Source organism: Rhodococcus sp. AH-ZY2 (assembly GCF_030916465.1).
GTDB classification, from domain to species: domain Bacteria; phylum Actinomycetota; class Actinomycetes; order Mycobacteriales; family Mycobacteriaceae; genus Rhodococcus; species Rhodococcus ruber.
In genome coordinates this window covers 138,735-162,913 of the sequence record NZ_CP126460.1, presented here as the reverse complement: position 1 = coordinate 162,913, position 24,179 = coordinate 138,735, and the positions used below count along the sequence as shown (strand labels likewise).

Genomic DNA, 24,179 nt, shown 5'->3' with positions numbered 1-24,179 from the left:
CTGGAGGTCCTGTGCTCGATGGGAGTGTCTATCTGTGTTCTCGTACAGATGGTCGAAGGGGCAGGTCAGGTCGGGCTCTGGTGCAGAGGAGCGAAGCATTGATGGATCGGTCGCAACTGTGTAGCCGGTTCGGGTGGGTGTAGATGTTCATGGTGTTCCCGCGGAGGAAACCGACGAGGGTCGGTCCGGCGTCGTGGGCGAGGTCGAGGGCCCGGGAGGAGGGGGCGGAGACGGCGGCCAGGATGGGGATGCCGACCATGACGGCTTTCTGGTCAGTTCGAAGGAGGCGCGTCCGCCCACGACCAACACGGTGCGGCGCAGCGTTAACCGTCGATTTTCGACGGCCCAGCCGATGATCTTGTCGACGGCGTTGTGCCGTCCGATGTCTTCGCGCAGGTCAAGCAGGTCACCGTCGGTAGTGAACAGGCCAGCGGCGTGCAGTCCCCCGGCGCGGTCGAAGGTCGTCTGGGCGTGTCGGAGCGTGTCCGGCATCGTCACCAGGACGCCCGGATCGACGACGACGGGGTCGTGGGCGGGGGAGTGGCGGGTGCGTTGGCGGATCGCATCGAGGGAGGCTTTGCCGTACACCCCGCACGAGGAGGTGGTGTAGAAGTTGCGTTCGAGGCCGGTCTCGGGCAGGTCGACGCCGGGGGTGAGGTCGATGTCGAGGACGTTGTAGGTGTTGCGTCCGTTCTCGTCGGTGCTGTTGCAGTAGCGGATCGCGGTGATGGCGTCGCGGTCGGTGATGATGCCCTCGGTGAGCGGGAATCCTTGGGCGAGTTCGATGTCGGAGCCGGGGGTGCGCATCGTGACCGACAGTGCGGTGCCGTTGAGGCGGAGTTCGAGGGGTTCTTCGACGACCACGGTGTCCGATCGCACCGACCGGCGTTGCGCCTCGAGTCGGGTGATGCGGGTGTGGGTGGTTACTCGTCCCATGGATCGAAGCCATCTTCGTGAATGCCGTAATGGCCTACCGGTACTCGCTGTTCGATCCCGGGTGCAGGCAGCGGTACGGACACCCCGAGGTAGCGCAACGGCAGGTGGATGGCCGCAACGACGGCGTGGGCGATCAAGGTCAGCATCGGACATCGGCCTTAGATGGGAGTGGGTTCGAGTTCACGGCGGGAGATCTCCGGTGTGTCCTTGGATCTCGTGTGGGGTTCGAGGCGGATGGTGATCGCCTTGGAGACGGGGGTGTTGGATTTGCGGGCCACGTGATCCAACGGGACGAGGGGATTGGTTTCGGGATAGTAGGCGGCGACGTTGCCGGCCGGGGTGGATAGGAGACGAACCGGAAGTTCTCGGCCCGGCGTTCCTCCACGGCTCCGTCGGGGCGGGTCCATTCGAAGATCAGATCTACCCGGTGGCCCGGAGCTGTAGGATCTCCCGCCCCCAGGCACCGGCAACCAGTACAGATTGTTAACCGCGAACATGGCTTTTCCGGCTCTAAAACTGCAGGAGGTTGTTGACGGAGGGTTCACCAGTCTGGAGGTAGGTTACCGCAGAATTCAATCGACCGAAAGACTCACCGCGGCAGATCTATTCGGGTTCAGCATAAGGTCACGCATTCGTGGGCCTGCTTCACCCTGAACGGGATACTGCTGCCTCGACGCAGGGACCGAGGGGCGGCTGAAATGGGACGGATGATGCGAGATGGGGGACTGGGGTAGGGAGGTCTCCACTGAGGTGGTGTTGACAAATTGGCGTGACCCGGGTCATAGTCATTCCTAAGTACGCATGGACGTTCCTATATAAGCATGGAGTGAGCGTGGATCAGGTATCGCAGGGCTCGATCGATCTGCCGCAGCCGACCGGATACCCCTCCGTACCGTCGCTGCGCTTGGTCGACATCAAGAAGTCCTTTAGCGGGAACGCGGTTCTGGCGGGGATCAACCTCGACCTTCGGGGCGGTGAGATCGTAGGGCTGATGGGCCCCAATGGCGCCGGCAAATCGACCCTGATCAAAGTGCTCGATGGCTACTACACAGCGGATAGTGGTCACGTGGAGGTCGATGGACGGCAGGTCGATTCCCTGGCAGGACGCCCGGATGTTGCCTTTATTCACCAAGATCTGGGGTTGGTTGAGGATCTGAGTGTTGCCGACAACCTTCGACTCGGACAGCCGAATACCTCACGGTTCGGTCCACTAATCGACCGCCGAAGGGAAGCTCCTCTTGTGCGTGCGGCCTTGCAGTCAGTCAGCCTCGACATCGATCCGTCGGTTCTGATTAGGGAGCTGTCGCCAGGGCAGAGGACCTTGGTTGCGGTTGCTCGTGCTCTCGCACTGGGAGCGAACAAGGTGTTCGTCGATGAGGCGACCTCGAACCTCACTAAGGCTGACTCGCTGCTGGTCCTCGGAGTCCTTAAAGAACTCGCCGCAGCGGGAGCTTTGATTGTTGTAGTCACGCACAAGCTATCGGAGGTGTTCGAGTGCGCGCACCGCGCCGTGATTCTCATGGACGGTGCGATCGCCGCCGATGACCGGATGAGTGATCTGGACCGACCCGCCCTCGTGAGCAAGTTGCTCAAGCATGAGGAGGAAGCAGGGGCTGCCCTGAGCGCTGGGAAGTAGTGCCCCATAGAGTGGTGTAACTCGGTGGCCGAGATCGCTCGAATCGGCTGGCTTGCATGCTACGGCCCGGTTCCGCCGAACCTCAGCTGACGGGGTGTCTCTGTCGTGGTGAGAGTCGTCAGAGTCGAACGAGAAGCGCGCAGGGTTCAGCAGGCTCCGGGGATCCGGTGCCACATTCGGATCCGCTCGTCAGCGGAAGCGCGCGCCGCCCGGGGTTGGCGAGATGACCCTCGCGCGGCCACAACAACTGCTTGACGCTCCAGAAGAGGGGCATACATACTGTCGGACATTGTGTTCGATTCGGCGGGTGTCGTAGAGAACTTGTCGATCAGGGGGTTAACCATGGACGGTTCGATGCGCGCTGCCGCACAGGTACTCCGGACCAACTTCACCGATGTCGTGGAATCCGGACTGCGAACGTTCGGGCGGGCCGTCGAGCTTGCGGCAACCGTTGTCGGCGGTTCGGTCACCGACACAGTGCGAGGACGGTTCCGCTGGAAGGACGCGCTTCAGCAGGCGTGGTTCCTGGTGACCGTCACCGCGGTACCAGCCGTGCTCATCGCGATTCCCTTCGGAATCATCGTTTCGATCCAGGTCGGAAACCTCATTGAACAATTGGGCGCTGATGCATTGCTAGGAGCCGCAGGTGGTATGGGCGTGATCAAGCAGGGCGCCCCCATGGCGACCGGCTTCCTGCTGGGCGGGGCCGGCGCGGCCGCGATCGCCGCCGATCTCGGTGCACGAACGATTCGCGAGGAGATCGACGCTCTACGAACACTCGGCATCGACCCAGTGCGTCGCCTGGTGGTACCCCGTTTCGTTGCCATGGTCGTCGTAGCCCCGATGCTCAACGTCCTGATCATGGCGGTCGGCATCCTGTCCGGCTATCTAGCGGCAGTCATCGGGCGTGGCGTCACCCCCGGCAGCTACTGGGGAACGTTCGGCGCGTTCGTCACCACGAGCGACATCTGGGTCTCACTCGGAAAGTCGGTCGTCTTCGGGTTCCTCGTCGTGATCATCGCCAGTCAGCGTGGCCTCGAAGCGAAGGGGGGGCCGCGAGGAGTGGCCGACGGCGTCAACGCGTCGGTCGTTCTGTCGGTCGCCTCGATCGTCCTCGCGAACCTCGCGATCACGCAGATTCTTGCGCAGCTGCTGCCCCCGAGGCTGGCGTGATGGCGTCGTCGTACGTGCCCCGTGGTCTCGAGGGTGTCGTCCGTGCCGCTCGTGCGGGTCTGCGCGTCAACCCTGTCGAGTCGCTCGGCTTCACCCTCGTCTTCTGTTGGCGGGTGATCGCGTCGGTTCCATTCACTGTCGTCCACTACCGGCATCAGACGGTGCGCGCGATCACTGACATGACATGGGGTCGCGGATCCGTTTTCGTCGGTGGCGGCACTGTGCCGTTGCTCGCTGTTCTCGGGCTGGCGATGGGTGCACTGATCGGTATCGAGTCCTACACGACCCTGAACATGGTCGGACTCGGCCCGCTCACCGGGATCGTCTCATCGTTCGCAAGCACTCGCGAACTCGCGCCCATCGCCGCCGCAATCGGTTTCGCGGCGCAGGCTGGCTGCAGGATCACTGCCGAGATCGGATCCCAGCGAATCTCCGAGGAGATCGACGCTCTCGAGTCGATGGGACTGAGGTCGCTCCCGTTCGTCGTCACGACACGCGTGGTCGCTGGTGGTGTGGCGATCGTGCCCACCTTCCTCATCACGCTGATTCTCAGCTACTTTGCGTGCCGGTTGCTGACGATCACGGTGCACGGTCAGTCAGGTGGCGTCTATGACCACTACTTCCTGCAGTTCGTCAGCGGACCGGACATCCTCGCCGCCACGGCGAAGGCGGTCGTCTTCGGTGTGGTGGTGATCATGATTCACAGCTACCACGGCTTCTTTGCCTCGGGTGGCCCGGAAGGGGTGGGGTTGGCCTCAGGCAGGGCCGTGCGCGCCAGTTTCGTGGCGATCGTCGCTCTCAACATGCTGATGAGCCTCGCGCTGTGGGGATTCAACGCGACAATCATGTTCACGGGGTGACGACGATGCCAAATTACGCAGTGCCGGGAGTCCCCACGACCCGACCGGAAGCCACGAGGACCGGAGTCGTCGTCGTGGTTCTCGCCGTTGCCATCCTCCTGGTGTGGCTTGGACCGTTGACGTCCGCCGACGACCCGCGCATGCACGTTGTGGTGGAGACGGAGCTGCTCGGCGACGGAGTCGGCGAGGGCACTTCGGTGCGCTCCCGCGGAGTGGACGTCGGAACTGTCGAGGGTGTCACCGCCGCCGGCAATGGGATCGTGACACTGGATCTGGCGCTTGACCGTGATCGCCTGTTCGGGATCGACGACAGTCTTCGCGTCGATTACGCGCCATCGAACCTGTTCGGAATCAGCGGGGTGGAACTGGTGTCCGGACCCGGTGGCGCCGAGCTTCGAGACGGAACGACGATCGACCTGACCGGTCCCCGCGCTGGCGACGTCTACGACGCCACGATGAGTGCGTTACTGCGGCAGTTCTCGAGCATCACAGGTCAGGCTCTGACCCCGCAGCTGACATCGGCCCTGACACAGCTGTCCGCCGGCATCGATTCTTTCGCACCGCTGCTGCGGGCGGGCATCGCTGTCGCCAGCGTGGTCGAAGAGACTCAATGGATGCCAGCCTCGGAACTGGCGGGGGAATATGGCCGCGCTGCTACGGGGCTGGGCGACTTCACGGCCGCCACCATTGGGGTCTTCGACGTGCTGCGATCCAACCAACCGCTGCGTGAGGACCGCGAGCACTTCGACGCCACGGTGGACGCGATCGTGAACGACCTGCTACCTGCCGGCACCGCTCTCGGACTAGCCGGCGAGGACAACCTCACAGGATTCACAAATCTTGTTGTGCCCCTTCTGAATGCGGCGACCGCCTCGGTGTCGACGCCGCAACGGACCTCTGCGGAGCTTGCCGAGCTTCTCCGTCGGCTGAACCGGGGATTCACCGACGGCCCCGCCGGGCCGGTCTTGCAGGCCGAGGTGAACGTCGACACCGCGCCCGGAGTGGCGCACGTGCTGCTCGGACCGCTGGCCTCGATGGCGGCCCCGAAACCTGTGGGGGAGTGACATGTTGCGAACCGGAATGAAACTGGGCATCTTCGGCGTCCTGATCGTGGTCCTTCTCACGGCGGTGATCACCGCCGTGCAGCGACCTGTCGATGGGGACACCGACAGTTACGAGGGCATGTTTACCGATGCCAGTGGCCTTGCGACCGGTGACGACGTCCGAATGTTCGGTGTCGCCGTGGGCAAGGTGGAGTCGGTGGTCCTCGCGGGCAGCCTGGCCCGCGTGCGGTTCACGGTGCTGTCGAACCACTCGGTATTCGACAACTCGACGCTCGCGATCCGCTACCAAAATCTGACCGGTCAAAGGTATCTGGATGTGCAGCAGGCACCCGAGCCTGGGTCGCAGATCGGCCCTGGTACGTCGATCGACACATCACAGACGGTGCCCTCGTTCGACATCACCTCCGTGTTCAACGGGCTTCGACCGGTGTTGAAAGAGCTGTCCCCGGAATCGTTGAATCAGTTGACACGCAGCGTGATCGCAGTCATCGAAGGCGACGGCACCGGCATCGGCCCGGCGATGGATTCAATCGGCCAGTTGAGTGAATACGCGACCGACCGCCAAGTGGTCGTGTCGACGTTGATTCGCAATCTGTCGATCATCTCCGAACAACTCGGAGGTCGGTCCCCTCAGGCCATCGTCCTGCTCACCCAACTCGCCAATCTCTTCGACGAGTTGCAACGCAAGGTAGAAGGCGTCGTCGACTTCGCCCTCACGGCGCCAGCCGTGATGGCGCCGCTGGACAGTCTTTTGGCGAACCTTGGGTTGACGCCGGAGTCGAATCCCGATCTCGATGAACTCGTCCGAACTGTTTTTCCGAACCCAGCCGCGGCCGTGGACTCGCTGCGCAGGCTCCCCGTGGTGCTCCAGTCACTCGACATGCAGGCTGCGACCGGCGGGACAGGTCTCGACCTCGGATGCAGTCGAGGGCCAGCGGAGTTGCCGACGCAGCTTCAGGTCTTGATCTCGGGGCAGCGAGTGGTGGTGTGCCAGTGATGGTTCGACGGCTTCGCGAGCGCCGGTCACGGGAATCGCAGGCAGGTTTCACAGAGCGCCGCGAACTCCGGCGAGGGTTGCTCGGTGTCAGCGTGGTGGTTGCCCTTCTCGGCGCTGCGGGCCTGTTCTCGGTGCTTCCGGTCGGCAAGCACACGTACACGGCTTTCGCGACCGAGGCTCAGTCGATCGCGGTTGGCGACGGGGTGAGAGTCGCCGGAATATCCGTCGGCACGGTCACCGAACTCGAACTCGAACCCGACCACGTGCGGTTGACGTTCACCGTCGACCGTGACGTCTTTGTCGGCCGTGAGTCGAGTCTCGACGTGCGCATGCTGACCATCGTCGGTGGCCACTACATCGCACTGCAGCCGGCTGGCGACCAGCCCTTGGGAGATCAGCCGATACCTGCAGATCGAGTGCGGTTGCCGTACAGCCTCAACCAGGTCTTCCAGGACGCGATCCGCCCATTGGACGCCGTCGACGGCGGCTCGGTCAACGAGTCACTGACACTGTCCGGCGCGGCGCTCGAGGCCGCACCAGACAGTGTGCGACAGGTAGTTGAGGGGCTAACGTCGTTCGCCGACATACTCGACCGCCAGAGCGACCAGGTGTCAGAGGCCCTCGCGGTTGTCGAGGAGTACTCCGGTGCACTGGAGCAGACCAAAGCACAATTGGCGAGATTCGTCGTCAGCGTGAACCAGTTGGAGACGACGGTACTGGACAAGCAGGCCGAGATGCAGTTGGCCGGAACGCTGACAGTGAGCGCCATCCAGCGGATCGAGGGCCTGGAACCCGCGTGGCAAGCGACGGTGAAGCCCCTCGTCCCCGTGTTGAAGGAACTGGCCCCAGAACTTGTCCGCATCAGCGAGAACCTCGACACGATGCTGGCCACAGTCCGGTCGCTCGCGACGCGGACGGACCAGATCCTCGCCACCGATGACCCTGTCATCGACGACTCCGGCACCGTCGTCGTCGCACCTCGCCTGTGTGTACCCGTCCCAGGAAGAAGCTGCTGATGATCCACCGCCTGCTCGGCTCCCGGGCACTCATGTCGATCATCGGAACCGTTGTTCTTGCCCTCGTCGTGATCGTCGGCTTCACCGTCTATTCCGGTCCAGACGCGCGCAGTCTGTCGTACTGCGCGTTGATGCCGGATTCGATCGGACTTCACAAGGACAGCAAGGTAACCATCCGCGGCATCGACGTCGGTGCCGTCACCGCAATCCGTGGCAACGGCGCCACGGTTCGTGTCGACTTCACGGTGGAGGAGAAGCACGCACCGGTGGGCGAGGTGTCGGCGACGACGGTCTCCGACAGCATCGTCGCCGACCGTGATCTCACGGTGTTCAGCGACGGTGCCGGACAGGCGTGGAATCCCGACACATGTATCACCAGTACGTTGACGCCACAGAGCCTCACCACTGCACTGGACGCCGTGGCCCACCTATCGGACGAGCTTCGTGGGACCGAAGTCGGCACCGAGTCGGATCTAGGAGAGTCGCTGCGGGCCCTGGACAATGCGCTGTCGGGTACCGGTGGCGAGGTGAACACGATGATCAACACGCTCGGAGGAGCGCTGGGTTCGGCTGATGTCGACATCGCACGGATCGGCCGGATCATCGATGCGTTGTCGTCGCTCGCAGCGAGTGCGAACCGCGGGTGGACGGACATCCAGGCAATGTTCACCCGGTTCCCCGAGACCTTCGAGGTGCTCGACAACCAGCTGTTCCCGATGGTCGTGGAGTTGGGCGACGCACTAGCGAAGGTGCTCCCGATGTTGAACGAACTGAGTGTGCTGGCCGGAGGATCTGTGAGTAAGGAGCTCGAATCGACGGTTCCATTCCTGCGGTGGGCGGCGGCGAACGTCGACGGTCTGCGTGGTCTCCTGGACATGGTGCCAGGCATCGCGGCCGGGTTCGGGAATGTCACGGACCCTGTCACAGGGCGGGTCTCGATCGGATACGCGGCACCGAAAGTCGCGCTCCGCGGCGACGAGGCGAGCGCTCTGTGCACCGCAGTGAACGCGGCCACTCCCGGCCGCTGCCGGGACGTCGACGGTATACCGACGACGGACCTTGCGCAGTTGGTGCTCGGGGCGGTGACGTCCCGATGAGGCATCCCTCGACGGTGGCGCTATGCGCTCTGTCAGCGGTGGCGGTCACTGTCGCTGGCTGCGGAGTGGACCCGGCGACAGTGCCCGTCCCCGGCACCGGCGTGACGGGCGACACCTACACGGTGCACGTCGAGTTCACCGACGCTTTGAACCTGCCGATGCGCGCCAAGGTGTTCGCGGACGGCGCGCAGATCGGCACCGTGATGGATGTCTCGGTGGTCGACCCGTCGCCCGGACCGGAACCCGAAGCCGGCTACGCCGTTGTCGATCTCGAGTTGCTCGAGTCGGTCAGGCTCCCTGCGACGACCCGAGCGGAACTGCGACAACAGACCATCCTCGGAGACATCCACGTTGCGTTGATGACCAGTGGAGACGACCAATCGGGCGATGCCCTCACCGACGGGGCGACCATTCCTCGCAGCCGGACCCGGCCGACGAATCAGATCGAGGACACCATGGCCGCGCTCGCGCTGTTCGTCAACGGCGGCGCGGTCACCACTTTCCAGGAGATCGTCGACGAGCTGAACTCCGTTCTCCCTGCGGACGCGGCGCAGACGAGGCGGATCTCGGAGAATCTGGCTGCAAATGCGCGGGACCTGGCGTCGAACCAGGACGATCTCGACGTCTTGCTCGACGGGCTCGGCGGCGCGACCCAGCAGGTCGCCGACAAGTCCCCGCTCCTGGCGGACATTCTCACTGACGGTGAGGTGGAACAGCTCGTGGACGCGGTGTCGTCGCTCCTCAGCGCGCTCGGGCTGTTCGGCCGCATCGCCGAGATCAGTCGCGCTCTGTCCTGGCTGGCCCCTGTGCTCACCGCGAGTGACGGCGCAGCGGAGGCGTTCATGCCGTTGGCGTTCGCTGCCCGCCCGTTCAACCTGGACGACCCGTCGAACCTGAAGCTATTAACGGAGCTACTGCGGGACAAAATCCTGCCGTGGTTCCAGTACGGCCCGAAGGTGAATGTGCAGACTGTCACCGTGGGCGACCCGATGTCGACGGACGACCAGGTGGATCAGATCGTCGACACTCTCCGGATGATCGGGGTGGTCCGGTGACCCGCGGGATGTGGTTGTCGCTGGGCGCTATTGCTGCGGTTTTCGTTCTCGGCGCCTCCTATCTGTTCCTCGGCGTGGCGCAGATCGATCCGTTCCGGCGGCATATCACCGTCATGATGGTTCTCGACGATGCCGCCGGTCTCCTTCCAGGGTCACCTGTGCTGGTACGCGGAATCGAGGTAGGGGAGGTGAGTGCCGTCGACGTCGCGCCCGGCGGGGTGCAGGTTATGCTTGCGCTCGACGAGGCTGAACAGGTTCCCGCTCAAAGCTCGGTTCGCGTCGAGAACCTGTCGGCACTTGGCGAAACGTATGTCGACTTCCGTCCGTCGACTACCGACGGGCCGTATCTGATTGACGGTCAGCTCGTCTCATCGGAGTTGATCGACGCCTCGATGTCGATTCCGATGGTGGCGCGGTCGGTCACCGGCTTGCTTAACGAACTCGACCCGACAGTGCTCGCGTCCTTGACGAATACCCTCGACGAATCGCTCGCCGGCACGGGTAGCGTGACACCGAAGCTCCAGCGTTCGGCGGAACTGTTGTCCGCTACGTTGCTGACGCGGCTGCCGGAGATCAGGCAGTTGTCGGTCGACTTGCAGGCGATGGGCGGGAACATGTCGTGGCTGGAACCGTCCGCCCGGGCGTCGTCGCCGCTGTGGACCCTGTTCGCGCAGCGTTTCAGTGAGATCGTCGACTCCCTGGCTCGTGTCTCGAAGGCCGGTGACGCGCCGCGGATGTACGTCGAGGGCGACGGCCTGATACCTCAGCTGGAGCGCGTCACCGACTGGGTCGAGCGGGAGGGGCCGACGCTGGCCGCGATCGCCCCGGTCCTGCAACCCCTGGTCAGCGGTGGGCTGCAGCCGATCGACCTCAGTGCGCTGATAACACAGGCATTGGGCGCGGTCGACGAAGATGGCGCGGTTCGCGTGGAAGTGAACCCGAAATGACGAACGGAGTTTGGTAATGGACAAGACGCCGTCGGCCCTCGACGAGTCGCCGGCCGAGGGGGGCTCCCAGGCAACGCAGCCCGGGCCCGCTACGGTGACCCTCCGGCGGTCCGTGCTGATCTGGGCAGGTGTCGGCGGTGTCGTTCTCGCCGCGGCGGCGGCCGTGTTCGGTTCGCTCTACGTGTCAGAGAGTGGAGCACGGAACGACGACCGCGCTGCCGCAGCGGACCGCGAGCACGCAGAGCAACTCGCCGAGGACTACGCTGTCGGTGCCGCGACCGTGGACTTCCAGGATCTGGACGCGTGGCTGGGCCGACTCAAGGAGGGGACATCGGACGAGCTCGCTGCTCGCTTCGAGGCGACGTCCCCACCCCTACGGGAGATCCTCCTACCTCTGCAGTGGAAGTCGACTGCGAGCCCCATCGCTGCGACCGTCGAGACGGAGGCGGACGGGGTTTACACGGTGAACGCGTTCGTGGATGTGGACTCGACGAGCGTGCAGAACCCGGACAGCGCGCAGTCCACGGTCACCTACTCGGTCACGATCGACCGGAACGCTGGGTGGGAGATCACCGACGTCGGCGGACTTGACGGTGCGATTCCTGGACGGTGAGCGACGCCGCCGACCGGATGGGCCGATCGGCGGCATCGAAGAGGTGGTTTGGTCGCACTACCCGGCGATCCGGTCGGCCCCTGGCCTGACCAGAGGGAGTACGAACTGCGCGGCGGCCCGGTGCGCTCGCGTGGCTTCGGGAACCAAGTTCACGAGTAGTTGGAAGACGTGCATCTGGCCCGGCCACAGTTGCAACTCGCAGCTGGCTCCCGCGCGACGCAGTCGGTCCGCGAGTTCGACTGCGTCGCCGGTGAAGAGCTCGCAGTCGCTAGCCTGGACGAGGACAGGCGGGAGGGCGCTGCCGGGGGTCGGCCGCAGGTCGGGCACCGCGCTCCGGCCGTCGAGGTAGTGGGCGACTGCGGCCCGCGCGACCTTCAGGGACAGCAGGCCGTCGTCGTTCGCCCGGTCCGGGGTGACGAGACCGAGGCCGAGGTCGGTCATCGGGGAGAACAGCACCAGTGCTGCGGGCGGGGTGAGACCTCGATCTGCCCGTGCCAGCATCAATTCGGTCGCGAGGTGACCGCCAGCAGAGTCTCCGGCGACGACGATGCGATCCGCGGCGAAGCCTTGTCGGACAAGCCATTCGAAGGCCGCGTCGATGTCGTCTCCGGCAGCCGGATTGCGGTGTTCCGGCGCCAATCGATAGTCGACGACAAAGACGGGCAACCCGAGTGCCGCGGTCAGCCGTCCCGCGACACCCCGGTAGCCGCGAGGTGACCCGGCGACGAATCCGCCGCCGTGCACGTACAGGACGGCGGCGTCGCTGGAGACGACCGGCGGCCTGGTCCATTCGCCCCGGACCGTTCCTGCGACGACGACCTCCACCGTCGTGCCGTGCACGGGGAACGCCGTCAGGCGCATGACCTGGTCGATCACGACTCGCGCGCGCCGGATCGCCCGGGGGTCGACCTGTGCTCGATCGGCCAGACGCTTGACTGTCGATCGTGAGGCGCCGCGGAGCAGTCGTGAGCGTACGGACGGCCGCAGCGGGACGAGGTTCGAGGTGTAGGAAGGGTAATCGGAGGTCGGGCGTCGCCGCTTCACCGCTCGCGTTCCTCCAGCGTGCGCAGCAGACCCTGTAGGTGCCGGTCGGCGCTCATGCGGTGATCGAGTAGTGGGTTGACTATTCCGCGTAGCCACGAGTACTGCCGCCACCCCGCGGGGGCGATGGTGGTGGGGGCTCGGTTCACCATGCCGTCGACGATCGTCTTGGCGGCCTGCCGTGCCGTGATGCGGCGGCTGAGCGGCCAGGGGAGGAGTCCACCGATCTCCTTGCCGAGGTCGTCGGAGTCGAGCATGTCGTGGGTCATTGCGGTGTCCACGATGCCGAAGTAGGAGACTCCGGCGGTCGCGCCGTGCACTGCGAGTTCCACACGGAGTGCCCTTCCGAACTGTTCGATCGCCGACTTGCTGATCATGTACGGCGATCCGCCCGCGCCTGGGGCGAACGCCGCACATGAGGAGACCACGACGACGTGCCCTCTCTGCTTGATGATGTGGTCGAGGGCGGGGCGGACCGTGTTGTAGACGCCGGTGAGGTTGATGCCGATCACGCGGTCGAAGTCGGCATCGTCCATGGTCCGGATGGTGGACGGAGACGGTGTCACGCCGGCGTTCGCGACAACCGCGTCGAGGCGGCCGAAGTGGGCAACGGTGTCGGCGACTACCTTGGCCATCGCGGACCGGTCCCGGACGTCGGCTACCAGGCCGAGCGCGTTGGGCCCGAGCGTGGCAGCCGCCAGGTCGACGGCGTCCGGGTTCACGTCCACCAACGCGACTGCAGCGCCGCGTCCGACGAGGATCTCGGCGACGCCGAGCCCGATTCCTTGCGCGGCACCTGTGACTAGGACGGTTCGGCCTCGGAGGTCCAGTTGAGTTCGCTGTGGTCGCAAGATGGTCATGGACGAATCCGTTCCGCGTTCAGGGACCGCTGCGCGGCCGCGAGGATGAAGAGAAAGCCGGGGGCGAGCAGCGCGCCGAGCAGGAAGCCGGCCAGTGGACCGACGACGGGTACGTCGATGCGGGTGTCGAGCCGCCAGCGGACGCGGGTTCCCTTCGGGGTCTCCGTCAGGGAAACTGTCGCTCCCCGGTGGGGTAGTCGGGGCCGCGTCTTCTCGACGGTGTAGGAGATTCGGATGGGGCGTGCGAATTCGGTTACCACCTCGTCGAATTCGACGCCGGCGGCGCAGATCGTTCGGCGGGAGCCGACTCCAGACGGTTCGGTGCTGCCGGGCCCAGTCAGGTCGACGCGGGTGATCGGTAGTGCGGCAAGGTAGTTGGTGGCGTCTGCAAGCCAGTCGAAGACGCGGTCGATCGGTGCGTCGAGTGTACGGGCGATGGTAAACGGCATCAGCGGGTACTCACCGTGTAGGCGTCTGAGTCGAACTTCTCCACGCGGCGCTTGTACTCGAAACTCCACCCTGGGTAGAGGCCGGCGTTCTTGCCGTCCGCAGTGTGGTAGTAACTCGTGTCGCAGCCACCGGTGAGCCAGACCGTTCCGTCGCTGCGCCGGTTCATCTCGTCGACGAATCGATCCTGGACGTCGTCTCGGACCTCGACGCGGGTGAGTCCACGGCGCCGCATGGTGCTGACTGCGTCGACGATGTACTTGACCTGGGCCTCAATCATGTAGATCACCGACTGGTTGCCTACGGCACCGAATGCGCCGAGTGTGTTGAAAAAGTTGGGGAACCCGGCCACGGCCATGCCGAGATAGCTCTGCGGGGCCTTGCGGTACAGGTCTGCGTAGGTGATTCCGTTCACGCCCTGGATCCGCTCGTAGACGGCGGGGGGAACCTGGAACCCGGTGCCGTAGACGATGGTGTCCACCTCATGCTCGATGCCATCGCGGGTGACGACCGAGTGCGGACGGATCTCCGCGATGCCGGTGGTGACGACGTCGACGTTCTCGCGGGTGAGCGCCGGGAGGTACTCATCGGAGAAGATCGCGCGCTTGCAGCCGATCATGTAGTCCGGCGTCAGTGTCTTGCGCAGTTCGGGGTCGCGGACCTGGCGACGCAGCTGGTAGCGGCCCATCAGCTCGTAGGGGAAGCGGAACTTGTTGCTGACGAAGCCGACCAACCCGAACCCTTCGATCACACCGTAGAAGAGCGCGCGCATCGCCTTGCCGACGAGCGGAATGCGGCGAATCAACTGGCGCTCGAACCGGGAGGTGATCCGATCCATCCGGGGGATGATCCATGGCGCGGACCGCTGGAAGACCAACAGCCGCCGCGCCGTCTTCTGCAGTTCGGGGACGAACTGGACGGCCGAGGCCCCGGTCCCGATGACGGCGATCCGATCGCCCGTCGGGTCGTACGAGTGGTCCCAGTGCAGCGAGTGGAACGCGGTGCCGGTGAAGGTGTCCCGGCCCGGGATGTCGGGGTACTTGGCCTCGCCGTATACGCCAGCGGCGGTGACAACCACACGTGCAGTGACGGTGCCGGCACTCGTCTCGAGCGTCCACATCCGATCGGCTTCGTTCCACTGCGCGCCGAGCATCTCGACCTCGTACCAGATGTGCCGTTTCACATCGTAACGGTCGGCAACCTGGTGCAGGTAGGCGAGGATCTCCTCCTGTTTGCCGTAGGTCCGGGTCCAGTCCGGGTTCTGTGCGAACGAGTAGCTGTAGAGCTGTGACGGGACGTCGCAGGCGCAGCCAGGGTAGGTGTTGTCGCGCCAGGTGCCACCGAGAGCGGCGGCACGCTCGAGGATCACGAAGTCGTCGATCCCCGCTTCGCGGAGTTTGACGGCCATCGCGATGCCGCCGAAGCCAGCGCCAATGACGACGATCTCGTGGTCGGCTGCGGTCACATTCTGATCAGGCATCGGTGTCCTTGGGTGTCGAGCCGGTGGTGTCGAGGCGGGGGTCCGCGCCTCACTGGAAACGTATGTTTCCAGTACTGTTGGCATTGAGTCAAGAGTGCGATGGCCGTGAACTGCGATACCTGGGAGGGTGAAGGCATGGAGAGTCCCACTGTCTGGCGTGGTAGCACCCTGGGCGAGCGTGCGCAGGATCGCCGCGAGCAGTTCATAGCAGCGGGCTTTCGGCTGATCGGCGCGGACGGCACAGGGGCGGCCGCCGTGCGCGCCCTGTGCCGCGAGGCCGAATTGAGCGCGAAGTACTTCTACGAGACCTTCGACAGTCGTGGCGATCTCGTCATCGCGGTCTATGACCGGGTGGTCGGGGAGCTCGTCGAGGTGATCGGTGCCGCTGACATCCATGGCAAGTTGCCCGAGCGCCTGCGTATCACGTTCATGGCGGCGGCGGCGTACTTCGAGGAGGATCCGCGGCGCGCCCGCATTCTCTTCCGGGAGACGCTCGTTGACGACGTTCTCCGCGACCACGCTGTGGCGGCGATCCCGGTATTCGTGCTCCACGTCGCGCAGGTGGTGTGGCGGGACGGCGGCAGCGCGGGCCTCGCCGACCCGGACAAGCTCGGCCTCGTCGTCAGCTCATTGTCCGGGGCGCTGGTGATGGTCTTCCTGAACTGGCTCGAGGGTCGGATTTCCGCGACGGCCGATGAGGTCGCGGATCACTGCACCGACCTCGTGCTCGCCCTGCACGAGTTGGGGACCCGTACGCGCGGCTGATTCGCAGACTTGTTGACGCGGCGCCAATAGGCTGTCTATATTTGGCGCGGCGTCAACAGAGTGGACGTGAGGGTCGGTGCGGGGTAGGGGGCCGTGCCGGCGGCGACCGCTGATCCTCCTGTTACAGGCGAGATTTCGACTCCTTGTTGACGCCGTCAACGTCCACCTTGCGTTGTTTCGAGGAGTGGCCCCATGACAACCGATCCGACTTCAGCCGTCCCCATGCCGAATCCCGGGCAGGGCTCACTGACATCGCGCGAGCCCGCCACCGGCGAGATCGTCGCCGTGTTCCCGGTGCAGTCCGCACGGGATGTCACCGAGGTCGTCGATTCTGCGCGTGCAGCAGCGTCGTGGTGGAGCGTTCAATCGGTCAACGAGCGCAGCAGGCACCTCGAACGCTGGCGCCGCCACATCTGGCGGCGTCGGCGTGAACTCGCCGATCTGATCCACCGGGAGAACGGCAAGCCCGTGGACGACGCCATCGTCGAGATCGGGTTGACCGTCGAGCACATTCGCTGGGCGGAGCGTCACGCGAAACAGGTCCTCGCTTCGCGCCGGGTGTCGCCGGGGATTCTGCTGGCGAACTTCGCTGCTCGGGTCGATCACGAGCCGCTTGGGGTGGTCGGTGTGATCTCGCCGTGGAACTATCCGCTCTATGCCGCGAACAGTTCGACGGCCTTCGCTCTCGCTGCGGGCAATACGGTGGTGATTAAGCCGAGTGAGTACACCCCGGCCGTTGCCGACTGGTACGCCCGGGCGTTCGGATTCGCGAATCCCGCTGCGCCGACGGGCATTGTCACGGTGGTGACAGGTTACGGCGACACCGGTGCCGCGCTGTGCAGATCCGGGGTCGACAAGATCGCGTTCACCGGGTCCACCGCGACCGGTCGCGCTGTGATGGGGGCATGCGCGGAGACGGTGACGCCGACGGTGCTCGAACTAGGCGGAAAGGACGCCGCGATCGTGGCCGAGGACGCGGACCTCACCGAGGCCGCGAAGGCTATCGCATGGGGTGCCTTCACCAACGCCGGTCAGACCTGTGTCGGAGTCGAACGCGTCTACGTGGTGCGCTCTGTCGCTGACCGGTTGCTCGACCTTCTCATCTCAGAACTGCGCGGCGTCCGCGTCGGCACCACCTACGGTGCGATGACGATGCCGAAGCAGATCGACACCGTGCAGCGGCACCTTGCGGACGCCGTCGCAGTAGGCGGCGAGGTTGTGTTCGGAGGTATCGAGACCCCGCGCACCGATGGATTCCTCGACCCGGTCCTGCTCGCGAACGTTCCCGAGTCGTGTTCGGCAATGCGCGAGGAGACCTTCGGCCCTGTCCTCACAGTCAGGACGGTGGAGTCGATCGACGAGGCAGTCGAACTCGCGAACACTGGTGACTACGGTCTCAGCGCCTCGGTGTTTGCAGGTGAGCAGCGCGAGAAGATCGCGCGCCGCCTCGACGCCGGCCAGGTCTCCATCAACTCCGTTGTCGCGTTCGCGGGCATGGGTGCAGTACCGATGGGCGGAACGAAGGGCAGTGGCTTCGGTCGCCTGCACGGCCGCGAGGGACTGCTCGAATTCGTCCGGCCGAGGGCAGTGGTGCGTAAACGCTTCCGCATACCGGGTTTCGAGCCGATCACCTTGCACCGACAGCGTCACGTGGTACCCCTGACCGCCCTCGTTCTCAGCCTGCGCCACGGCGGGCTCCGCCGCCGGTAACCGACTCCGTCACAGCAGAACATGTCGCCGAAGGATCTGCTCGGCGCGTCCATCTTCACCCGCAGCGAATCGATGCGGGTCCCAGCAAGGAGGCAGAGTTGTCGGACAGCTTGTGCACGCACTTCCAGCGGCGCGTCGCCCGGAACGGCCACCAACCCGCCGTTCGCAATGCGGACGGCACCGTCGCGTACACCTGGGCGCAGTACGGTGCCCAGGTCCGTGAGCTCGCCGCCGGACTCGTCGCACTCGGCGTACGGAGCGGTGACACCGTCGGCATCATGCTGACCAACCGCCCTGAGTTTCACCTCGTCGACGCCGCGGTGATGCACCTCGGCGCCGTCGGGTTTTCGATCTACAACACAAGCAGCGTGAACCAAATCGCCTACCTGCTCGGCAACGCTGCGCCACGAGTTCTGGTGACCGAATCCCAGTTCCTGGAACGGATTCGAGAGGCAACCACAGACCGTGCGATCTCGACGGTCTGTGTTGACGCGACCGAACCGGACACGATCGGCCTGGACGAGATGATCGCCAGCGCCGATCCCGGCTTCGACTTCGACGCGGCATGGCAGTCGATCGGCCGCGACGATGTCCTGACACTCATCTACACGAGCGGCACGACCGGAAATCCGAAGGGTGTCGAGCTCACCCACGGAAACCTGCTGTACCAACTGGGGGTCGTCGAAGAGATCATCGGCGACCTCACCGCCGGTCGAGTCGTCTCATACCTGCCGGACGCGCACCTGATCAACCGGTGGCTGTGCCAGTACGCCCCCATGTACTTCGGCATGTCCGTGGTCGACGTCGAGAACCCGAAGACACTCATCGACGTGCTGCCCCAGGTGCGGCCGACGGCGTTCGCCGCGGTGCCGATGCTCTGGTACAAGATCAAGGGCAGCGTCGAAACCACACTGGCCGCCGAGTCCGGCATCAAGGGTGCCCTGGCGCGATGGGCGGTCGCAGCGGGTCGGAAGAAGGCGAAGGCGACCATCGCCGGCACGCCGCTCGGACGAGTTGACACGCTTGCCGCCACGCTTGCGGACAAACTGGTGCTCTCCAAGCTGCGAGCGAAGCTCGGGTTGGACGCCATCGATTCGGCCGTGTCCGGGGCCGCCCCGATCGACGTCGCGGCGCTGGAGTTCATGCTCGCCCTCGGAATCCCGGTGATGGAGGCCTGGGGTATGTCCGAGACCTCCGCCGTCACCACCGTGAACCCCGCCGCGCGGCCGAAGTACGGCACTGTCGGCAAAGCCATTCCCGGTACCGACGTGAAACTTGCGGAAGATGGAGAAATCCTCGTCCGCGGCGACGGCGTGATGCGCGGCTACCGAAACGATCCCGACCGGACGGCCGAGGTCCTCGACGGCGCCGGGTGGATCCACACCGGCGACGTCGGGCTGCTCGACAACGAGGGCTACCTGACGATCATCGACCGCAAGAAGGAACTGATCATCAACTCCGGCGGAAAGAACATGTCGCCGAGCAACATCGAGGGAGCGCTCAAAGCAGCGAGCCCACTCGTCGGCTCCGTCGCCGCGATCGGCGACAACCGACCCTATGTCACCGCGTTGATCACCCTCGACCCCGACGCGGCCGCGGCGTTCGCCGACCGCCACGGCATCGCCGACCCGACACCGGACACCCTCGCGAAGCATCCTGAGGTCCTCGCCGCGCTCGACGAAGCCGTCACAACGGCCAACGGACGACTCTCGCGCGTCGAAGGCATCCGTCGGTGGAAGGTGCTGCCGACCTTCTGGTTGCCCGGCGGCGACGAACTCACCCCGACCATGAAACTGCGCCGAGTACCCATCCGAGACAAGTACGCCGCAGACATCGCCGCGCTCTACGAACGCTGAACGCCAACAGCGCATCTCCACCACATCCTCGAGAGGAACCCCAGTCATGTCGCTGGACCATTTGACGACCGAACTTGACGATCTCACCGCACTCGCCCGCGACTTCTTCACCAAGGAGGTCGCACCCCGGCGCGAGGAGTTCGCCGAATCCGGGCAACCCGACCGCGCGCTCTACCGCAGGGCCGGTGAACTCGGCCTGCTCTGCATGTCCGTGCCGGAGGAGTACGGCGGCGGCGGCGCCACCTTCGCGCACGAAGCGGTGCTGTTCCGCGAGCAGGTCCGCGGCGGAGAAATGTCGATGCAGCTCGGCGTGCACACCGGCATCGTCCCGCACTACATTCTCGCCTACGCCAACGAAGAGCAGAAGCGACGCTGGCTGCCGAAGCTCGCCAGCGGTGAGTGGATCGGCGCGATCGCGATGACGGAGCCGGGAACCGGCTCCGACCTCCAGGCGATCACCACCCAGGCCGTCCGCGACGGCGACGACTACGTGATCTCCGGTGCCAAAACGTTCATCTCCAACGGCGCCACCTGCGACCTGATCATCATCGCGGTCAAGACCGACCCCAAGCAGGGCGCATCCGGGATCTCGCTGCTCGCCGCCGAGGTGGGCGACGAGACCCCGGGCTTCGTCCGCGGCCGCAAGCTCAAGAAGATCGGCCAGAAGGGCCAGGACACCACCGAGCTGTTCTTCGACGGACTCCGGGTACCGGCCGCGAACCTGCTCGGGACCGCCGAGGGGCAGGGCTTCATCCAACTGATGCAACAACTGCCCCAGGAACGCCTCATCGTCGGCGTGGCGGCACTCGGCGCGGTCGAGTCGGCATACGAGCACACACTCGCCTACGTCCGGGAACGTCACGCGTTCGGCAAACCGCTGTTCGCCCTGCAGAACACCCGCTTCGAACTCGCGGAGATCACCACGACCCTCGAGGTCATGCGAACCTTCGTCGACGATGCCATCGAGCGGCACCTGCGCGGCGAACTCGACGTCAAACGCGCCGCAATGATCAAGCTCTGGTGCTCCGACCGGCAGACCGAGGTCATCGACCGATGCCTGCAGCTGCACGGCGGCTACGGCTACATGGAGGAGTTCCCCATCGCCCGCCTCTTCGTCGACGGCCGCATCGCCCGCATCTACGCCGGCGCCAACGAGGTCATGAAAGACCTCATCGCCCGATTCCTCTGACCCCGAACGCACTGGAGCAGAACATGACCCACGCCTTCATCTACGAGGCCATCCGCACCCCGCGAGGCCGCGGAAAGAAGACCGGCGCACTGCACGGCGTCAAGCCGATCGACCTCGGCGTCGGACTCGTCCACGAGTTGCTCGCCCGTCACCCGCAGCTCGACCCAGCGACCATCGACGACATCGTCTTCGGTGTCGTCTCCCCGGTCGGCGACCAAGGCGCCGACATCGCCAAGACCATCGCCCTGCGCGCCGGACTCCCCGATTCCGTCGGCGGCGTCCAGCTCAACCGCTTCTGCGGTTCCGGACTCGAAGCGGTCAACACCGCCGCGCAGAAGGTCGTCTCCGGATGGGACGATCTCGTCCTCGCCGGCGGCGTCGAATCGATGTCCCGCATCCCGCTCGGCACGGACGGCGGCGCCTGGCCGATGGACCCGATCACCAACTACGAGACCTACTTCATCCCGCAGGGTGTCGCGGCCGACCTGATCGCCACCATCAACGGCTTCACCCGCGACGACGTCGACGCCTACGCGGTGCGCTCGCAGCAGCGGGCCGCGGCCGCGATCACCGGCGGCTACTTCGCCAAGTCGATCGCGCCGGTCCGTGACGTCAACGGTGCAGTGGTGCTCGACCACGATGAACTTGTCCGCGGCAACACCACCGCGGAAGCACTTGCAGGACTCAAGCCGTCGTTCGCCGACATGGGCAAGCTCGGCGGCTTCGACGCCGTCGCCCTGCAGAAGTACCACTGGGTCGAGAAGATCGACCACGTCCACCACGCCGGCAACTCGTCCGGTATCGCCGACGGCTCCGCGCTGGTGCTCGTCGGCAGCGAGGCCGCGGGCGAGGCCGCCGGACTGACGCCGCGGGCGCGCATCGTCGCGACCGCCACCAGCAGCGCCGACTCCACGATCATGCTGACCGGTCCCGTCCCGGCGACCGAGAAGGTGCTGGCCAAGGCCGGACTCACGGTCGACGACATCGACCTGTTCGAGCTGAACGAGGCGTTCGCGTCCGTCGTCCTGAACTACCAGCAGCACTTCGGCATAGCCGACGACGTCATCAACGTCAACGGAGGTGCGATCGCGATGGGCCACCCGCTCGGCGCCACCGGAGCGATGCTGACCGGAACCATGGTCGACGAGCTCGAGCGTCGCGGCGCCCGCCGCGCCCTGATCACCCTCTGCATCGGCGGCGGCATGGGCGTCGCCACCATCATCGAGCGGGTCTGAGGAGAACCGTCATGACCAACAACCACACCGACGTCATTCGCTGGGAGCAGGACGCCGACGGCGTCGTCACGGTCACCATCGACGATCCCGGCCAGCCCACCAACACCATGACCGACTCGATGGCAGTCGCACTCCGGTTGATCGTCGAACGCCTCGAGGACGAGAAGGACCGCATCACCGGTGTCGTCGTCACCTCGGGCAAGGACACGTTCTTCGCTGGCGGCGACCTGAACAAGCTGATGAACGCCGGTCCCGCCGACTCCGCCGAGATCGCTGCCGGGCTCGATCATTTCAAGGAGTCGTTCCGCCGCCTCGAGACCCTCGGCCGGCCCGTCGTCGCCGCGATCAACGGCACCGCGCTCGGCGGCGGCTTCGAGGTCGCGCTCGCCACGCACCACCGGATCGCCCTGGACAAGAAGGGCAGCCTGCTCGGCCTGCCCGAGGTCACCCTCGGCGTCCTGCCCGGCGCCGGCGGCGTCACCCGCGTCGTCCGCATGCTCGGCGTGACCCCCGCGATCCTGAACGTCGTCGGCCAGGGCCAACGGATGAATCCGTCGAAGGCGCTGAAGGTCGGCATCGTCGACGAGGTCGTCGCCACGGCCGACGAGATGCTCGCCCGCGCGAAGGCGTGGATCGCCGAGAACCCCGATGCTGCGCAGCCCTGGGACCGCAAGGGCTACAGAATCCCTGGTGGGGCCCCGAGCTCACCCGCCCTCGCCGCCCACCTGCCCGCTGTGCCGGCCAATGTACGCAAGCAGCTCAAGGGTGCACCGATGCCGGCCCCGATCGCCGTGGTCGCCACCGCGGTTGAGGGTGCACAGGTGGACATCGACACCGCCTTCGCCATCGAGACCCGCTACTGCACGAACCTGATCTGCGGCCAGGTGTCGGCGAACATGATCAAGGCACTGTTCTTCGACCTCAATGCCGTGAACAAGGGCCAGACCCGGCCCACTGACTACCCGGAGCGCCGCGCCGAGAAGGTCGCCGTCCTCGGCGCCGGCATGATGGGCGCGGCAATCGCCTATGTGGCTGCGCTATCTGGTGCTGAAGTGGTTCTGCGGGACATCACCATGGATGCGGCCGAGCGCGGTAAGGACTACTCCCGACGTTTGCTCGACGCGTCCGTGGCCAAGGGGCGTATCGACGAGGTCAAGCGCGACGCTGTTCTCGGCCGGATCCTCGCAACAGACAACATCGCCGACGTCAAGGATGCCGACCTCGTCGTCGAGGCGGTGTTCGAAGATGTCGAGCTGAAGAAGAAGGTCCTCGCCGAGGTCGCCGCCAACGTAGGCAACGACGACGTGCTACTTGCCTCGAACACCTCAGCCCTGCCGATTGGCGAGATGGCCTCCGCCGTCGACCGCCCGGACAACGTGATCGGTCTCCACTTCTTCTCCCCTGTCGACAAGATGCCGCTCGTCGAGGTCGTCGTCGGCGAGAGCACCTCCGACGAGGCACTGGCCCGCGCACTCGACTTCGTCAAGCAGATTCGCAAGACACCCATCGTCGTCAAGGACGTGTACGGCTTCTACGCGAACCGCGTCATCGCCAAGTTCGTGGACGAGGCGCTGTCCCTCGTCGCAGAAGGCATGCATCCGGCGAGCGCCGAACAGGCCGCGCTGCAGGCCGGATTCCCTGCTGGCGCACTGACACTCTTCGACGAGATCAACATGAAGACCATCGCGAAGATCCGCGCCGGATTCATCGCCGACGCGAAGTCCCGTGGCATCCCGTTCGTACCCAGCGCCTCTTACCCGCTCGTCGACCGGATGCTCGAGGAGTTCGACCGACCGGGGCGACTCGAGGGCCGCGGCTTCTACGAGTACGACGGGCCGGCGGGCAAGCGGCTGGGTCTGTGGCCGCGAATAGCCGAGGACTACCACCGCCCGTTCGTCGACATCCCGTTCGACGACGCCAAGGAGCGGATGCTCGTCGCCGCAGCGATCGAGGCCTACCAGTGCTACGACGAGGGTGTGATCACCACCGTCGCTGAGGCGAACATCGGCTCCATCATGGGGATTGGATTTCCCGCCTGGACGGGAGGCGCGCTGCAGTACATCAACCAATACAATGGTGGTCTCGCCGGATTCGTTGCCCGCGCCGATCAACTTCGGGAACGCTACGGCGACCGGTTCGTGGTCGCAGGTTCGCTACGTGCGTCGGCTGCGAGAGGCGAGCGGCTGCTGTGACAGCATTGAC

Annotated in this window: 21 protein-coding genes and 2 pseudogenes; 16 read left to right on the top strand and 7 right to left on the bottom strand. The window is 65.3% G+C overall.

The genetic code is table 11. From position 1 onward, the window contains the following. Window positions 1–28: 28 nt before the first annotated feature. The 3 genes and pseudogenes from fdhD to QNA09_RS28240 all read right to left on the bottom strand — a co-directional run. Window positions 29–936, bottom strand: a pseudogene (fdhD, locus tag QNA09_RS28250) (formate dehydrogenase accessory sulfurtransferase FdhD). Beyond that, a complete protein-coding gene (locus QNA09_RS28245) occupies window positions 924–1,082 on the bottom strand; it encodes a hypothetical protein (RefSeq protein WP_156666129.1) in 159 nt (52 codons plus the stop codon). The pseudogene fdhD and the gene QNA09_RS28245 overlap by 13 nt, the downstream one beginning before the upstream one ends. A gap of 12 nt (window positions 1,083–1,094) precedes the next feature. Beyond that, window positions 1,095–1,375: pseudogene (locus tag QNA09_RS28240) on the bottom strand (hypothetical protein); the annotation flags it as partial. 393 nt (window positions 1,376–1,768) lie between these two features. Between QNA09_RS28240 and QNA09_RS28235 the strand changes: the two are divergent. The 10 genes from QNA09_RS28235 (at window position 1,769) to QNA09_RS28190 (ending at window position 11,394) form a co-directional block, all read left to right on the top strand. Then, window positions 1,769–2,572, top strand: a complete 804-nt coding sequence (locus QNA09_RS28235) for an ATP-binding cassette domain-containing protein (protein WP_156666128.1) — start codon at window positions 1,769–1,771, stop codon at window positions 2,570–2,572. Window positions 2,573–2,914: 342 nt separating this feature from the next. After that, a complete protein-coding gene (locus QNA09_RS28230) occupies window positions 2,915–3,745 on the top strand; it encodes an ABC transporter permease (protein ID WP_064257009.1) in 831 nt (276 codons plus the stop codon). Then, window positions 3,742–4,605, top strand: a complete 864-nt coding sequence (locus QNA09_RS28225) for an ABC transporter permease (protein ID WP_156665294.1) — start codon at window positions 3,742–3,744, stop codon at window positions 4,603–4,605. The genes QNA09_RS28230 and QNA09_RS28225 overlap by 4 nt, the downstream gene beginning before the upstream one ends. A gap of 74 nt (window positions 4,606–4,679) precedes the next feature. After that, window positions 4,680–5,669 carry an MlaD family protein gene (locus QNA09_RS28220; RefSeq protein ID WP_082899731.1) on the top strand — a complete coding sequence of 330 codons (990 nt, stop codon included), beginning with the start codon at window positions 4,680–4,682 and terminating at the stop codon, window positions 5,667–5,669. Between the two features lies 1 nt (window position 5,670). Further along, window positions 5,671–6,666: an MlaD family protein gene (locus QNA09_RS28215; RefSeq protein WP_064257006.1), complete on the top strand. Its 996-nt coding sequence runs from the start codon at window positions 5,671–5,673 to the stop codon at window positions 6,664–6,666. Beyond that, entirely contained in the window at window positions 6,666–7,682 is a 1,017-nt protein-coding gene (locus QNA09_RS28210; RefSeq protein ID WP_064257005.1) for an MlaD family protein, read from the top strand. The genes QNA09_RS28215 and QNA09_RS28210 overlap by 1 nt, the downstream gene beginning before the upstream one ends. Continuing rightward, entirely contained in the window at window positions 7,682–8,779 is a 1,098-nt protein-coding gene (locus QNA09_RS28205; RefSeq protein WP_064257022.1) for an MlaD family protein, read from the top strand. The genes QNA09_RS28210 and QNA09_RS28205 overlap by 1 nt, the downstream gene beginning before the upstream one ends. 65 nt (window positions 8,780–8,844) lie before the next feature. Then, a complete protein-coding gene (locus QNA09_RS28200; protein ID WP_231912075.1) occupies window positions 8,845–9,834 on the top strand; it encodes an MlaD family protein in 990 nt (329 codons plus the stop codon). Beyond that, complete coding sequence (locus QNA09_RS28195) at window positions 9,831–10,781, top strand: MlaD family protein (protein WP_082899729.1); 951 nt, start codon at window positions 9,831–9,833, stop codon at window positions 10,779–10,781. Before QNA09_RS28200 ends, QNA09_RS28195 begins: the two co-directional genes overlap by 4 nt. A gap of 16 nt (window positions 10,782–10,797) precedes the next feature. Then, the gene (locus QNA09_RS28190) at window positions 10,798–11,394 is read left to right on the top strand and encodes a hypothetical protein (RefSeq protein WP_064257003.1); all 597 of its coding nucleotides are present in this window, start codon (window positions 10,798–10,800) and stop codon (window positions 11,392–11,394) included. Between the two features lie 57 nt (window positions 11,395–11,451). Here the strand turns inward: QNA09_RS28190 and QNA09_RS28185 are convergent, their stop codons facing one another. From QNA09_RS28185 to QNA09_RS28170, 4 genes are all read right to left on the bottom strand, one after another. Continuing rightward, complete coding sequence (locus QNA09_RS28185; protein WP_082899728.1) at window positions 11,452–12,270, bottom strand: alpha/beta hydrolase; 819 nt, start codon at window positions 12,268–12,270, stop codon at window positions 11,452–11,454. 164 nt (window positions 12,271–12,434) lie between these two features. Next, window positions 12,435–13,295, bottom strand: coding sequence for a short-chain dehydrogenase/reductase (locus QNA09_RS28180; protein ID WP_064257002.1), 861 nt, complete (start codon window positions 13,293–13,295; stop codon window positions 12,435–12,437). Continuing rightward, complete coding sequence (locus QNA09_RS28175; protein ID WP_064257001.1) at window positions 13,292–13,744, bottom strand: SRPBCC family protein; 453 nt, start codon at window positions 13,742–13,744, stop codon at window positions 13,292–13,294. The genes QNA09_RS28180 and QNA09_RS28175 overlap by 4 nt, the downstream gene beginning before the upstream one ends. Beyond that, window positions 13,744–15,222 (bottom strand): NAD(P)/FAD-dependent oxidoreductase, encoded by a 1,479-nt coding sequence (locus QNA09_RS28170; RefSeq protein WP_064257000.1) that lies wholly within the window; start codon window positions 15,220–15,222, stop codon window positions 13,744–13,746. Before QNA09_RS28170 ends, QNA09_RS28175 begins: the two co-directional genes overlap by 1 nt. A gap of 135 nt (window positions 15,223–15,357) precedes the next feature. Between QNA09_RS28170 and QNA09_RS28165 the strand changes: the two genes are divergently transcribed. The 6 genes from QNA09_RS28165 (at window position 15,358) to QNA09_RS28140 (ending at window position 24,169) form a co-directional block, all read left to right on the top strand. Continuing rightward, window positions 15,358–15,987, top strand: a complete 630-nt coding sequence (locus tag QNA09_RS28165; protein ID WP_064257019.1) for a TetR/AcrR family transcriptional regulator — start codon at window positions 15,358–15,360, stop codon at window positions 15,985–15,987. Window positions 15,988–16,179: 192 nt separating this feature from the next. Next, window positions 16,180–17,697, top strand: coding sequence for an aldehyde dehydrogenase family protein (locus QNA09_RS28160; protein WP_082899726.1), 1,518 nt, complete (start codon window positions 16,180–16,182; stop codon window positions 17,695–17,697). 98 nt (window positions 17,698–17,795) lie between these two features. After that, on the top strand, window positions 17,796–19,553 hold the full coding sequence (locus QNA09_RS28155) for a long-chain fatty acid--CoA ligase (protein WP_064256998.1): 1,758 nt from the start codon (window positions 17,796–17,798) through the stop codon (window positions 19,551–19,553). Window positions 19,554–19,599: 46 nt separating this feature from the next. After that, window positions 19,600–20,742: an acyl-CoA dehydrogenase family protein gene (locus QNA09_RS28150; RefSeq protein ID WP_064256997.1), complete on the top strand. Its 1,143-nt coding sequence runs from the start codon at window positions 19,600–19,602 to the stop codon at window positions 20,740–20,742. Between the two features lie 23 nt (window positions 20,743–20,765). Beyond that, window positions 20,766–21,977, top strand: a complete 1,212-nt coding sequence (locus tag QNA09_RS28145; protein WP_064256996.1) for an acetyl-CoA C-acetyltransferase — start codon at window positions 20,766–20,768, stop codon at window positions 21,975–21,977. A gap of 11 nt (window positions 21,978–21,988) precedes the next feature. Next, on the top strand, window positions 21,989–24,169 hold the full coding sequence (locus QNA09_RS28140) for a 3-hydroxyacyl-CoA dehydrogenase NAD-binding domain-containing protein (RefSeq protein WP_064256995.1): 2,181 nt from the start codon (window positions 21,989–21,991) through the stop codon (window positions 24,167–24,169). Window positions 24,170–24,179 lie beyond the last annotated feature (10 nt).

Excerpts from the sequence above, each read along its gene's own strand:
- QNA09_RS28245 (WP_156666129.1), bottom strand. The coding sequence starts at position 1,082 with ATGCTGACCTTGATCGCCCACGCCGTCGTTGCGGCCATCCACCTGCCG.
- QNA09_RS28230 (WP_064257009.1), top strand. The coding sequence starts at position 2,915 with ATGGACGGTTCGATGCGCGCTGCCGCACAGGTACTCCGGACCAACTTC.
- QNA09_RS28215 (WP_064257006.1), top strand. The coding sequence starts at position 5,671 with ATGTTGCGAACCGGAATGAAACTGGGCATCTTCGGCGTCCTGATCGTG.
- QNA09_RS28210 (WP_064257005.1), top strand. The coding sequence starts at position 6,666 with ATGGTTCGACGGCTTCGCGAGCGCCGGTCACGGGAATCGCAGGCAGGT.
- QNA09_RS28205 (WP_064257022.1), top strand. The coding sequence starts at position 7,682 with ATGATCCACCGCCTGCTCGGCTCCCGGGCACTCATGTCGATCATCGGA.
- QNA09_RS28190 (WP_064257003.1), top strand. The coding sequence starts at position 10,798 with ATGGACAAGACGCCGTCGGCCCTCGACGAGTCGCCGGCCGAGGGGGGC.
- QNA09_RS28180 (WP_064257002.1), bottom strand. The coding sequence starts at position 13,295 with ATGACCATCTTGCGACCACAGCGAACTCAACTGGACCTCCGAGGCCGA.
- QNA09_RS28175 (WP_064257001.1), bottom strand. The coding sequence starts at position 13,744 with ATGCCGTTTACCATCGCCCGTACACTCGACGCACCGATCGACCGCGTC.
- QNA09_RS28170 (WP_064257000.1), bottom strand. The coding sequence starts at position 15,222 with ATGCCTGATCAGAATGTGACCGCAGCCGACCACGAGATCGTCGTCATT.
- QNA09_RS28165 (WP_064257019.1), top strand. The coding sequence starts at position 15,358 with ATGGAGAGTCCCACTGTCTGGCGTGGTAGCACCCTGGGCGAGCGTGCG.
- QNA09_RS28160 (WP_082899726.1), top strand. The coding sequence starts at position 16,180 with ATGACAACCGATCCGACTTCAGCCGTCCCCATGCCGAATCCCGGGCAG.
- QNA09_RS28150 (WP_064256997.1), top strand. The coding sequence starts at position 19,600 with ATGTCGCTGGACCATTTGACGACCGAACTTGACGATCTCACCGCACTC.
- QNA09_RS28145 (WP_064256996.1), top strand. The coding sequence starts at position 20,766 with ATGACCCACGCCTTCATCTACGAGGCCATCCGCACCCCGCGAGGCCGC.
- QNA09_RS28140 (WP_064256995.1), top strand. The coding sequence starts at position 21,989 with ATGACCAACAACCACACCGACGTCATTCGCTGGGAGCAGGACGCCGAC.